The organism is Helicobacter bilis ATCC 51630 (assembly GCF_000686565.1).
Taxonomy (GTDB): Bacteria; Campylobacterota; Campylobacteria; order Campylobacterales; family Helicobacteraceae; genus Helicobacter_A; species Helicobacter_A bilis.
This window is the reverse complement of the sequence record NZ_JMKW01000057.1, coordinates 1-12,900: the sequence shown is the minus strand read 5'-3', so window position 1 is coordinate 12,900 and position 12,900 is coordinate 1. Positions and strand designations below refer to the sequence as shown.

The window sequence follows — 12,900 nt, the reverse complement described above, 5'->3', positions numbered from 1 at the left end:
TGTATGCTATTATTGGTGCTTTGTGTTTTGGGAATGTTGTGCGTGGTTGGACTTCGCTTGTTGCTTTAATCGTATTTATTGGTGGTATGCAGCTTATCATTCTTGGAATCATTGGTGAATATATCGCTAGGATTTATGAGCAAGTAAAAAGGCGTCCAATTTATATCAAACGGCATGATAGAAAAGCATAATCAAAAGATTCTCAATTGAGATATAAAAAGATTTGAAATTAATGGAGACAATTCAATGCAAAAATCAGTTGTGAATAAATCATGGTTACTCATGGGGGGGGGGGGGTTACTTATCCTTCTTCTTTCACTTGGTATTAGAATCTACTTTTTGGAACAGAAAAAAGATGCACATGTTGATGAGATTCTATCAATCATATTGACTGAATATAATCAATATGGTTGGGGTAAGCGTTTTGAAGAAGAGAAGGTATTTAGTAGCGATTCTGCAAAGCAGGGGTTGTTATGGAATGACCCTAGCATAAAAGGTGCGTTTCAAGATGTATATAAATTATGGAAAAACAATAGAGATGATCCACATACAAGTCTCTACTACATTATATTGCGTTTATGGCATATAGGCTACACAGATACAAATTTACAACATATATTTTATCGTGGCATAAGTTTAAATCTCGTATTTTTTCTTGTTGGATTTTATTGTGCTTATCGCATTGCTACGAAATTATTACAAAATGAGTGGCTTGTTTTACTCTTTTTATCACTTGCATTTCTAAATCCTGCAAGCATAGGCAACACTTTGTTTATGCGACCTTATGCTTTGCAGGAAATGCTATTTCTAGCATTTTGTTTGGGCTTTGTTTGCATAGTTGAGAGATTAAAACTAGATTATCGCAAGTATAATTCATGGCGTTATTATGTTATATTTGGATTTTTGAGTGCATTGCTGTTATCAAGTGGATATTTTGCTGTGCCGTTTGTATTATTGGTGTTTTTATGTGCTAGTTTATGGGAGCTAAAGTATTTTACAAGGGAGAAAAAATGGCAAATATTTTTTCCACTATCTCTTATTACTGCTGTTATATTTTGTTTTCTTTTATATACAAAATATTCTCGTGGATTCCGTGGTTCTCGCGGAGTGGAGGCAGGTGAAAAGCTAAATTTTACATATTTAAAAGAGAATCTGCTAAACAATACTGAAAATTTTTTCAATATCTTAAGCTTCAATCTTTCATGGATTATTTTAGGGATAATGCTGCTTGGATTATGTTTGGCACTCTTGTATCGCAAAAGATTGTGCTATAAGAAGGATTTATTTGTTATTTTCTTTGGAGTTTGTGCGTTTATTTGGTCGTATGCTGTTATTTATGTTGCCCCTTATAAAACCTTGCGTTATATTATGTCAATCTTTCCTATATTTTTATTATTAGTGCCATTTGGGCTTTATATGATTGATACAAGTTTAAAATCATATAGCGTGAATAAATATTTGCGTAACACTCTTATTGGCATACTTGGTATGTATTGTGTGTATGCAATAGTGCCAAAAGATAGCAGTAAAATTGAATTTATAAATTACCATATCGCAGAATCCCAACCGCCAAGAGATGATAAGCAAATGATAGTCGTTGTATTGCAAGCCATGTATATGTATGCTAATATCCTGCCCTATTTGGATAAAGACATGATATTTTTAGATGACTGCACGAAACTATCTAGCATAATAGAAAAATATGGACACATTGAGCTTATAACAGATGAAAGTCAATGCAAACTAGATCAATATGATTCCAAAGCATATTGGAAGGCAGGAGGGTTGCAAAGCGTGATAGTGAATCAAAAAAGTTCTAACTAGCCCCATTAAAACTTAGCTAAAATCAAGCTTATAGCTTTTTATAAAGGCATTTTATAGAATCTTTTTATGCAATTAATATACTAAATTAATCTTAGATTCTAAAATAAACCATCAAGGATTAACGCACATGCGTTTGTAAAAGTATATTCGGTTCTATTTGTATATATTGTGTGGCAAGGTAGCGTTCAAGCTCTAAGTGGCGATTGAGTATAGGGAGTGAGTATTCAGCAATGATTCCTTTCTTGCTTAGATAGGCATAAGTCTCTGTTGTGGCAAACTCGCTTTCATCTTGTAAGATTCTCACTAAAGTAGCTGTATTGATAGAATCTCTAAATTCTTTTTCATCTTCAAATATAAGTGTAAAATAATCAATATATTTTTCTTTCAATGCTTTTTGAAGCTTTGTGGGCGTGTCTTTAGTGATATTGGTATTTGAATCTTGTGTAAAATACTCTTTTGTAAAGCTAAGTCGCGTTTGTATTTGCAGTAAAAAGCTAATAAGCATAATCACACATACATGGAAAAAATCATCTTTTTCATACACACGCACACACATGCTATATGGTTTTTTTGTCTCATAGATATTATCAAGACTTGCTGTGCGTGCGATATTCTTTAAAAACTGGCTGTAATTGTGATTAAGATTATAGAGAAACTCAATCTCATCAGCACTCAAAATCTCACTAAAGCAACCAATAATATCCGAATACAAGCTATTATGCAAAATCACACTATTAGGGCTTGTCTGCACGAGTTTGCCAAGCAAGAGTTTGCTACCAAAGGGCTGCAAATAGCCCGGTGAAAATGTGCGTGGTGTGCCTGATACAAGCTTTGATTTATACGCGCCATTAATACAGATTGATACCTTTAGCTTATTTATCGCATAATTCATTTCAGCTTTATTGTAAGTAAAAAGGCTAAAGTTTGAAGTGTCTTCTGGCAGGTTTGCTATTAAATCTGCAAGGCTTGTTTGTGTAACTTGTGAGGGGATAAAAATTTGCTTTGCTACTTCATAGATATAGGAATCTGTATAGATTAGAATTTGTGCGTGCAGGCTAAATCGCATATACTGCACTTCCTTTGCTGCTTCATGTATGTCATAAAATGAGCTAATAAATACGACACTAACGCCTTTATCCCATACTAAAAAGTTACTTGTTTTCTCACTTGCCTGTAATTTCATAAAATCTTGTTTTGTAATGATTTCATAATCAATAAATTCTTTCTCTCTTACCCTTTTACTCTCCATTACACATAAAAACGGGCAGAAATCAAATATAGGCGTGAAAAGATAATAAAAGATTCTAGCGATTATAGAATCTTCTAGGAATGAGACATTGCCTATCATAATATTACTTGCTATTACTGCACCAATCTCATGTATAGCTAACTTTTTGGTATGGATAAAGATATTTCCAAGCGGCATGAGTAAGACAGATTCTGTCTCTTGCAGGAGTTGCTTATAAGCGTAAGCATAGTATTTAAAGCTATCAAGTAGCATATAGACTTGCTCTTCATAAATGCTTTGTGGTGTGTTTGGATATAGCTCACAAAGTGTTGCAAAAAGGGCTGGTATGCATTCTTTTAATCGCCCGATGATAGAAGTTATGATATTACTTCTATTTTGCAGAATCTCTTCTTGCATTTTTTGTGCTTTTGCTAATTCTTCTTTTTCTTTCTCTGCATAGAGTGAAAATGTAGCTGGGGCATTATTCATACTTTGCATATTTAGTCTGTGCATATCTTGTGCGTTTAGGTATAAAATATCTTCTAGCTTATTTGTATTTGGCATAGATATTTGCAGGTTTTCTAAGTCTTTTAGAAATGAAGTTTGCTTGTTTGTATCAATGGAATCTTTGCTAGATTCTGTATTAGAATCTTTATTAGATAAATTTGCTAAAAGCATCATTTGAGATAATACTAAAGGCTTTCTTAGCGTATAGTCAAAGGTTTCAAAGTTATATTGCTGTGTTTGAGTTAAAAGCGTAGAATCTTTTAGGGCATTAAGGCTATATTCTTTTTTAATCTCATCTTTTTTACTCTGGGTTAGACTTTGCAGGAAAGCTTTAGACTTTTTCTCCCATTCTTGTTTATTATAAAGCATTGAGATATAATCAAGTAAGCCATAGTTAAGACTTGTATGCACCCCCTTTAATCTCAAAGCAATCATATCGCTAAATTGCGTAGTAAAATAGCTTGTGCTAAAAAGCTGTGCTTCTTGCTTAGCCAAGATTCTATACAATGGATAGTGAAGACTTGCTTCTATCTCAAAGCGTATTTGCATATCAAGGCTTTTTGCAAGGGCGATAATAAACATATTTGTGCTTGTTATATGACAGGTTAGAATCTCTTTATATTGAAAGCATTTTGTAATCAAAGCGATTAAATTACTTCTAGCATTTGCCTTATTTGTAAAATGCGTATTGATAGAGCGGGTATGTGCTGCTTTAAACTCCATAATATCATAGGTATAGTCTAAGTCTTTTAGCCTTACACATAGCTTTGCTTTATTTTGACTGCACAGCTTTTTGCTTAACTCGGCAATATAATCTAGGGCTTCCAATGACATAAAATGATAGCTAGGCAAACTTAGCGTAATATCAACAGGATAGCTAATGTTTTTCACCGCATTTTCTATACTCGCTAAAAGCACAAAAAGATTCTCGCAGTCATTATCAAGGATAAGCATTTTTGCATTTGAGTTATTAAGCAGTGTTTGGAGATTGGCACTAAGCTCTGTAATGCGTTGTGTTTGGTCTTTAAAATCTATGTTTAAGATAAGATTTAAAGGATTTATAATAAGTCCATTTACTTTATCTTGTGTGAAAAGGTCTAAACAAGTGTTTATAAAAGATTCTATATCGCTTTGTAGGTTTGGAAGTGGTGTAAAAACATAAAGCAAATTCTTTGCTTTTTTATGTGGTTTATATTTTTTTATATTACTTGTTAGAATCTTATCACAGCCCTTTTTTGTATCCTTTAATAGTGCATGACTTGGCAATATTGAAAAGCGATAGCAAATAAGTCTAAGCATCTCAAAGCTTGAAAAAAAGTGTTTAATAAATAAATTATCAAGTATGAAATTATCTAAAAAAGCATAGAAATTTTGTGGAATCTTTGAGCCTTTTTCTATGTTTTTAATATGTATCAGCATAAATTGCTCTAAAAAATCCATATCGCTTTTACTCAAAGCCTTAGTGCGATGATAAATCTCCATATCCCTTTTTCTAATATATCTTTTTGCGTTATTGAAATATGTTGTCGCAGTTGTAATTATCGCATTTTCATCATATATAGCCATTAGTTTTTACTCCATGCCTTATGTCTTAAACTCATAATGAATTATAGCAAATTAGATTTTATATTTGTAATTAAAGCATAGAGCTATTAAAAGGCAATGTTTTAGATTCTATTTTCTTTAAAAACGACAATAACTAAAACTCATCTATATCACTTAAATCTATACCTAACACAAGATGCACATAGTCATTAAACTGCCTCTCCGCTTCCTTACCATTACCATTACCACTAAATTCCTCTATACCATCATCTCTAAAGATATAGCCTCCATAGAAGATATGTCGATCATACTTTTTCATTACTCGTGGCTTACCATCATAAAAATAAACCTCTTTTTGCATACCCCAAAAAGATTCTTTAACAAGGTTTATATTCCCAGACTTATCATAATAAATTTTAATAGGATCTCGTGAGTCTTCGTACAAACTTGTTGTCTTTTTATTATTTCTATTATAGAATGTTTCCTTATTGCCCCTGATTTCTAGTCTATTTACGCAATATCCATTAAACATAAAGCAGTTCTTTCCCAAAATCCCAAAACTTAACCCATGCAAATAAACATTTCTAGCACCGCTTATAACGGTTACAATCCCATGTGGTTTACCATCAATGAAGTTTATTTCATAGCTGTCATGGTATATATCCGTAAAAAAGTTTATTTTATCAAGTTTGCCATCTTTATAGTGTCGTATCTCTTTTTGTTCGCCTGATATATCAAAAATAGTTATACTCCCATCACTAATCCTACCTTCTGTAAATGGCACAATAAGTGGCTCTTTATATTGACTTATCCAAACATCACCATGAATCTTATAGTCTTTGAGTGGTATTTCTATATATTTTTCATTGTCCGTATTATTGTTGTAACAACGCAAGATTCCATTGGAAAAATCCTTAGGCACTAATCGTTCAAATGGCGGTATCATAATCCTTGTGGTAAAGTCATATTTAAGTCCTTCTCTATTTGTCATCATTATAAAATGAGTCCGAAAATCCCAAATTATATCTTCACCTTCTGCCAACTCACCAAAATATTTATAATCATATCTTAGCACCCCAAGATTTTTTGTCCTGCCATTTTCCTCGATTTGACAGCCAGTAATATGTGTCATTTTTGCATACATGGGCTTTGCAATTATCACACAAAAGATAAGACATAATGCAATGCCTGTTGTTATTGCCCCTTTAGTAAAGCCACTCTCAAAGGTAGGTAATGTGCCAAATCGCTCTGCATCTTTATCTGTAGGCATGAGTGTAAATATAAAAACCACAATATTAAAGCCTAAAATAATAAGTGCCAATAATATTGCTACTTCTTTATTCAATTCAATTATCGAATCAATGAAAGCTAGACTTGCACAAACCAAACAACCGATATAGTAGTATTTAGCACTAAATCCCACATCGCGTATTCTCATAGCTGCTCTTACCATACTCATAAAACCGTATAATAATCCCAACAACATAGCACAGGATTGTATGGGTCCAATATAGTTTTTTAACTTTGCTGCCAATGTATAAGTGCCAATGTAATTTGCCCATACTAAAAATGACACTATTATCATAATACATATAGCCAACTCAACTAAAACCATAAACCAATATGCCTTTCTCGATATTCTAAACACATTGGAATCAGATATGCTGCCAAGAATTTTAAAATATAACACAAAACACCTTTTATAAACTTATATTGAAGGAATAAAATATATCACACATATGATTATAGGGAGCTTAAATGAGTATTGTTGGTGGTTTAAATCTGTATTGATGTCTTTGTTAAAGAGTCTTTTTGTGTTTGTTATTCTTCTGCTTACTTATTGCCATGAGGGATAGAATCTTGAATTTATATATTGTTATACTTAGTCTTTTAAAAAGGCGAAATATCTTTTTTAGAATCTTTTGAGATTCCATATTGATAGATACTTTATCCAAAGGCTTAGTTATGATAATTACTAAGCCTTAGATTCTAACTTCCATTTGGTGCATTTTGACAAAACTTTAGAATCTGTTTTTACATATTCACACTTTTTTTGTAGAATAAAAGATTTATCATAGCGTTTTAAATCTTAAATCTCGTAAGCACAAGGAAATATCATGGTAAAGTTTCATTTAGGCTTTAAGAATCTAGCTATAAATACAGATGAGTCTAAGAGTGAGAGAGATGAAATCTTTACAAAATTAATCAATGAAAAAAAGCAGCAAGAAAGCGGCTACTACAATCTCCCCTATGAGACAAAAGCCCTGCAAGATTCCCTTGCATATATGCAGCATAATAGTGCGGTGCTAAAGGATCTCACGCATATTGTAATCATTGGCATAGGTGGAAGCTCACTTGGCTTAAAAGCTCAAAGCGTTCGTTTTCATCTCTAAACTTTTGCATTGTGCTAAAGATTATCCCGCCTTTTCTTTGCTTAAAAGTTTCTTTTAACTCTTTTGTGCTTTCACACTGCAAGGGCTTTTTAAGCGTATCTGTTTTCATCTCTCTCCTTGAAGTTAAATATATTTTCAATAATTAAGCATAGTTTAAGATAATCTCAATGTCTTTATGCTATAATTTTGGTTCTTTCTAGGCGGATCCTCTTCCGCCATCTCTTCAGTCATTACCATTTAAATTCTCAGCATAATATACTAAATCTATATGAAAACTCATCAACACATCGTTGAGAAAATCTATAATTTTGCTTGGCAGGATAGCTATATAAATGCCCTCGTTGCGCTTATTTATGATTTGTATATTCAATCTTGGATAGCCGTTGCCAACGAATTTATAGAGATTTTCAAAATGAAAGGCACGATTGCGGATAAGTCGCAAAAGCAGTAAAATCGCCTTTGCTTTGTGATAGTGCCTTAAGTTCATTGTCCTATTAAAGCGGTTTTTATTTTTTCTATAATACTTTTTAAAATCCAAAGTCTCTAAAAAACCTGTGTGGAAAATGGCGGCGTGGATATTGTGAAAATCTGCGGTTTTAACCCAAAATCCTAAACTTTGCCTGGAAATAATGGCATCTCTGGTGTGCTTTTGCAAGTCGTCTTTAAAGTCTGTGGCTTCAAGCCAATGGGGGTTATGGCTTGTTAGCAGAGAATCTATTTTGTTTCTTATGATGATTTCTAGGATTCCTATTTTATGGGTGATTTGCGCGATGAGGTAGAGATTTTGCTCGTGCTCTTGTGTATCTGCGTAGCCTTGTAGGCGATTTTTAGAGAAAAGCTCTTGCTGGATAGAATCTTGTAGTTTCATTTACACACTTTGCTCTTTTAGCTCTTCGTGGCTTATGGTTTTGCCCTCTGCTAAGTCCTTACGCGCTTCTACCCACGCTTCATAATCCTCTTTTGTCATAATGGTGTCATCATAGTCTTCTGCTTGCGTTAGCACTTCTACAAGCTCCACGCCTTTAATAAGGTTTATCGCTGAAATTATGGCGTCTTTGTTGTGTTTATCGATACTGACTTCTAGTAGCATAGTCTCTCCTTATTCGTTTTCTTTAATTATAGTAGAAATTTGCTTCATTATGGAATCTAGCGTGGCGTTTAGCTTATCTCTCTCGGTTTTGATTTGCTCCATAAGCTCTAAAGGCTCTAGAATCTCTTCTTCTTCGCTTACATAGCCGCATAAATCAAAGTTGTAATTCCTAGATTCAAGTTCTTCTTTGGTGTAGGATTTTGCTTTGAAATTCCCGCTTTCATCTTGTAAGCTTTGCCTATCACTTTGCCACCACTGCAAAAATGGCTCAAAATGCTCTAGGCTCATTTGCTTGGTTTTGCCAAAGGATTTTATACCCTCTGGCATATCAAGGCGGTAGAAATGCGTCTTTTCCGTGCCGCCTTTATCAGCGTTGAAAAAAAGTAAATTTGTAGGAATGCTCGTATAAGGGGCGAAAACGCTTTTAGGCAAACGCAAGATAAGATAGAGATTAAAATCACTTAAAAGCTTTCTTTTGAGATTAATTTTTGCGTTATCAGCACCAAATAAAAAGCCATCAGGTAGCACGACTGCGGCTTTGCCTTTGAAAGATAAGCGGTGCAAAATGAGTGCCATAAATAAATCTGCTGTTTCACTGCTTTTGTATTCTTGGGGGAAGTTTTTGATTTCATCATTACGCTCATTACCACCATAAGGGGGATTCATTAAAATAATGTCAAATTTGGGGTATTTTGTAAGATTTATATCAAAGTCTTCAAAATTGCTAAAATCAAAGGCATTGCCGTGCTTTAGGTTTGGATTTTCTATGCCATTAATGAGTAAATTTGTCGCACAAAGGAGATAGGGCAAGGACTTTTTCTCTACACCATAAAAGCTTGTTTCAAAGACTTTTCGCTCACTTGTGAGACTCACTTGCTTTTCTAAAAAATGTGCCGCTGATATAAGAAAGCCCCCTGTCCCACACGCTAAATCGGCTACACTCTCACCTAGCTTTGGGCTAAGCATTTCTACCATAAATTCTGTAACGGCACGCGGTGTGTAAAACTCGCTGGCGTTTCCTGCACTTTGCAGGGTTTTTAAAAAGCTTTCATAGACTTTGCAAAGCTCTTTAAAATCTTGTCTATTGTTAATTTTAAGGCTAGATTCTATCTCGTTTATCACTTCGCGTAAAAGATAGCCATCTTTCATATAGTTATTTAAATCTTCAAAAACTTTTCGCACGATGGATTGATTTAGCGGAGTGGATTCTGTGATGTTTAAAGCTTTTAGCGTAGGGAAAAGCTCGTTATTAACAAAATGTAAGTAAGGGTTCGCCTGTGGGGGACTTCTGCCCTATCGCCCAAGACTCCCAACGCAAATGCTCGGGGATTATAGAGTGATACTCCGTGCCATTCATCTCATTTAGGGCGGTCCATTCTTTTTCGTAATAATCATAAAGCTTTAGGAATAAAATCCAAGCAATTTGCTCCATTCTTTGTGCATTTGGAATAGCTTTAAGACTGAAAAAGAGTTTTTTAGCATTTAGCTATAAACGGATAGATTTAATGCTAGTTAAAATGAAAAAAGTGGGAGTTTTTATAGCTCAAAAATATCTTTTAATTCATAGCTAAAATTTGCAATCGGCTTTAATTCTTTTAGATTCAATGTCAGCTTAAGATTGACTTGATTGCCCGGATTCATCATTACAAGTTGCTTGTCTTTGCCATTCACTTTAATATATTCTTTTCTCAAAGTATGATTGTAATGATAGTCTTGCCTTTTATCCACGATGTAATAATGCACACTCTCTGTTGTAATGCCTAGTAAAACGATGTAGTCATAATTGTATTTTGGATTGATTCCATTAAATTGAAAAGTATTGTTATTGAAGCCTTTTCTTGCGGTTTTAATCTCTACCTTTTTACCACGAGAAAGCAGGTCAAACTCATCGTGGATAATTTCTTGTGGTAATTCATCAAGCGGTAGATTCAAAGCCTTAAACACTTCTTTGACAAATTTTTCGCCAATTTGTCCTATTGCATTACCTTCAAAGTGCAAAATTTTCTCAAAAATCCCGCTTTTTTGCTTCTTTTGCACTTCGTTATATTTTTGCTCTATAAGTTGTAATAAAAGTTTTTCTAAATCCATTAAAACCCCGATTCAGCTAAAAGTTGAAAAATATGTGATTTGCCAATATGTCTGCAACCATTAGTCGCAAGTGAGCTATACTTTATCCAATCTGCATTTAAAAATAATCTATCAAGCCTTTCTTTTGGAGCATCCTCATTATAAATAATCGCTACCCCACTTTTATATTTAACCCCAGAAAAATCCTTTACTACCGCATTTTCTTTAAAAAATGTGCTTGAGAGATAAAAATCTGCCTTTTTATTAAAAATCCATTCCTTTCCACACTCTCTATTTTTTGCTAGAGACACGGTTACCACTTTTAAAATTTCGCTAAAAGGCTCTTGCTTTTCTTTTTGTTTATACCAGCTAAACTCTTGCTTTTCACTTTTATAATTTTTACTCCAAATTTGAAAGCAACACTTCACATCTTTTTCCTTACCATTTTCAAGGTAAAAAGAATTATGCGGTAAAGTTTCTTCGTGAAGCAAATGAAAATCTTTCACGCGGTAACGCACTGAACCTTTACCCAAACTTTGAAAAAACATCGGCAGTATAAAACACACAAAATCCGCTCTTTGTGAGTGCTTAATAAATTCTAATGCTAACACTCCACGATGTCCAAAAGGTGGATTTCCTATCACAATAAGGGGTTTTTGTGGTAACTCAAACTGCAAATAATCGCCCTGTAAAATATCAAATTTACTTGCATTTATATCAATACCGATTCTATTTTCAGGCAAAAGTGAGTAAAAACACCCACCGCCTACACTAGGCTCTAACCAAGTATATTTATCTAAATTTTCATACTTTGCTATGATTTTTTTGCTCTTTTCAAAAAGCATTTTGGCAATCTCTGGTTTTGTAAAATACTCATCAAAATGATTGTTAAGATTTTTTCTCATCACGCCACCATTGACATAGTGCAAGGTCATTGCTACTCCTTAAATTTTTCAATTTTTTTAAGCAATTTTAGCATATTGCACCATAAAAAAATATTTATATTTGAAAAACACAATATTACAAGGAAAAAGGGCTTCAAACTTCATCATATTATGCCATTTTATTATACAAAGGATATTTTTGCAAATTCTCATAAAATTTTTACCCTTGATAAGAGTGCCAAAAAGGCGATAAGACTTGAATTTAAAGATAAAAAGGCGGTGGGCGATTTGATAGGCAATGAGAGTTTTGCCCGTGCCTGTGGCAAGGACGAGTAAGATTCTGTTTTGTCCTTTTTGTGCGGCGATTAGGGCGGCGTTTATGGCGTTGTTTTGATAATAACGCGGTGTTGTTTGGCTTAAATCACAATGCGTTTGTAAAAGATTATCATTTGTGAGATTTTGCCATTTTTTATAGGCTTCATAAAGCTCCCTTGGGCTTGGGAAAGCATTAAGGGGTAAATTCTCTTTTTCTACTCCCTTAAAATCTTTTGTAAGCGTGTATTTCACAAAGCCCTTGCCACTACTAGAAAAGGCAAAGGGGGCTTTGAGTGCTTTGGCATAATCTCTTGCCTGTTCTATCCCCTCGCTATCCTCGTATTTATAGGCTTTTGCTTCTAAGACTGCAAGGGCGATTCCATTGTGAAAAAGCACATAATCAGCCTTTTTTATGGTGCTTTTATCTCTTTTGCCTGTTTTGATGTCGATTTTGCCCTCGCTAAATTCATAATCTTTAGCTTTTACTCCATATTCCATTTTAATGGATTCAAAATCCCATTTTGCTTTGCTTAAAGCAGGTTCGATATAACGCTTTTTGGTGTCTTCTTCGCTAAGTATTACATTATCCATTATTTCCCCTTTGCCTAAGATTCTTATCTAGCATTCTGCCTCACCTAGCTCATACAGCCTAGATTTAAGCACAATCTCATTGCGATTTGTCTCAATTAGCCCTTGTGTTTTTAGCTCTTTTATCACTCTTGTAACTGCCTCTCTGGCACTGCCGATATTGTTTGCTATGCTCTCTTGACTTGCTTCTACGCGGTTATTTTTAGCGTTACTTAGTAGAAACTTTACTACGCGATTTTTGAGACTTTTAAAGGTTACATCATTAATGGTATCAAAGGCTTGTTTTAGGCGTTTAGAGACTAAAGATAGATTAAAACGCATAATAGATTCATTACTCTGTGTGAGTGTCTCAAAAATCTTATTTGGCAGAATAAACACGCTAGAATCTTCCATAAACTCAAGCACCACATCAGCCTTAATGTTTGATAAAATACAGCTTGTAGAGATGATACAGCTTTC

Annotated in this window: 13 protein-coding genes and 1 pseudogene; 3 read left to right on the top strand and 11 right to left on the bottom strand. The window is 33.9% G+C overall.

Features of this window, described 5'->3' with window-relative positions:
- The coding region (locus T368_RS15930; protein WP_027338455.1) for a hypothetical protein at window positions 1-191 on the top strand (191 nt) is incomplete at its 5' end.
- A 55-nt stretch (window positions 192-246) separates the two neighbouring features.
- On the top strand, window positions 247-1,824 hold the full coding sequence (locus T368_RS0109585; protein ID WP_004088020.1) for a hypothetical protein: 1,578 nt from the start codon (window positions 247-249) through the stop codon (window positions 1,822-1,824).
- A 118-nt stretch (window positions 1,825-1,942) separates the two neighbouring features.
- Here T368_RS0109585 and T368_RS0109580 read toward each other — a convergent pair whose 3' ends face one another.
- Window positions 1,943-5,125 (bottom strand): hypothetical protein, encoded by a 3,183-nt coding sequence (locus T368_RS0109580; RefSeq protein WP_027338454.1) that lies wholly within the window; start codon window positions 5,123-5,125, stop codon window positions 1,943-1,945.
- Window positions 5,126-5,258: 133 nt separating this feature from the next.
- Complete coding sequence (locus tag T368_RS0109575) at window positions 5,259-6,794, bottom strand: DUF805 domain-containing protein (RefSeq protein WP_004088018.1); 1,536 nt, start codon at window positions 6,792-6,794, stop codon at window positions 5,259-5,261.
- A 427-nt stretch (window positions 6,795-7,221) separates the two neighbouring features.
- Between T368_RS0109575 and T368_RS0109570 the strand changes: the two genes are divergently transcribed.
- Window positions 7,222-7,497, top strand: coding sequence for a hypothetical protein (locus T368_RS0109570; protein ID WP_004088017.1), 276 nt, complete (start codon window positions 7,222-7,224; stop codon window positions 7,495-7,497).
- Here T368_RS0109570 and T368_RS15635 read toward each other — a convergent pair.
- The 9 genes and pseudogenes from T368_RS15635 to T368_RS13860 form a co-directional block, all read right to left on the bottom strand.
- On the bottom strand, window positions 7,436-7,606 hold the full coding sequence (locus T368_RS15635; protein ID WP_004088015.1) for a hypothetical protein: 171 nt from the start codon (window positions 7,604-7,606) through the stop codon (window positions 7,436-7,438). The two genes, T368_RS0109570 and T368_RS15635, sit on opposite strands and share 62 nt — an antisense overlap.
- Before the next feature lie 114 nt (window positions 7,607-7,720).
- Window positions 7,721-8,365 (bottom strand): hypothetical protein, encoded by a 645-nt coding sequence (locus T368_RS0109565; RefSeq protein ID WP_004088014.1) that lies wholly within the window; start codon window positions 8,363-8,365, stop codon window positions 7,721-7,723.
- A complete protein-coding gene (locus T368_RS0109560) occupies window positions 8,366-8,587 on the bottom strand; it encodes a hypothetical protein (RefSeq protein WP_004088013.1) in 222 nt (73 codons plus the stop codon).
- 9 nt (window positions 8,588-8,596) lie between these two features.
- Window positions 8,597-9,769 carry an HsdM family class I SAM-dependent methyltransferase gene (locus T368_RS13865; protein WP_230455655.1) on the bottom strand — a complete coding sequence of 391 codons (1,173 nt, stop codon included), beginning with the start codon at window positions 9,767-9,769 and terminating at the stop codon, window positions 8,597-8,599.
- A gap of 67 nt (window positions 9,770-9,836) precedes the next feature.
- The gene (locus tag T368_RS16810) at window positions 9,837-10,019 is read right to left on the bottom strand and encodes a type I restriction-modification system subunit M N-terminal domain-containing protein (RefSeq protein WP_230455653.1); all 183 of its coding nucleotides are present in this window, start codon (window positions 10,017-10,019) and stop codon (window positions 9,837-9,839) included.
- A 104-nt stretch (window positions 10,020-10,123) separates the two neighbouring features.
- On the bottom strand, window positions 10,124-10,675 hold the full coding sequence (locus T368_RS0109550) for a hypothetical protein (RefSeq protein WP_004088011.1): 552 nt from the start codon (window positions 10,673-10,675) through the stop codon (window positions 10,124-10,126).
- Window positions 10,675-11,589, bottom strand: coding sequence for a hypothetical protein (locus T368_RS0109545; RefSeq protein ID WP_004088010.1), 915 nt, complete (start codon window positions 11,587-11,589; stop codon window positions 10,675-10,677). Before T368_RS0109545 ends, T368_RS0109550 begins: the two co-directional genes overlap by 1 nt.
- 219 nt (window positions 11,590-11,808) lie before the next feature.
- Window positions 11,809-12,444 (bottom strand): annotated as a pseudogene (locus T368_RS0109540) (type I restriction endonuclease); the annotation flags it as partial.
- A gap of 27 nt (window positions 12,445-12,471) precedes the next feature.
- A partial coding sequence (locus T368_RS13860; protein ID WP_034595220.1) for a Crp/Fnr family transcriptional regulator occupies window positions 12,472-12,900 on the bottom strand: 429 nt, incomplete at its 5' end.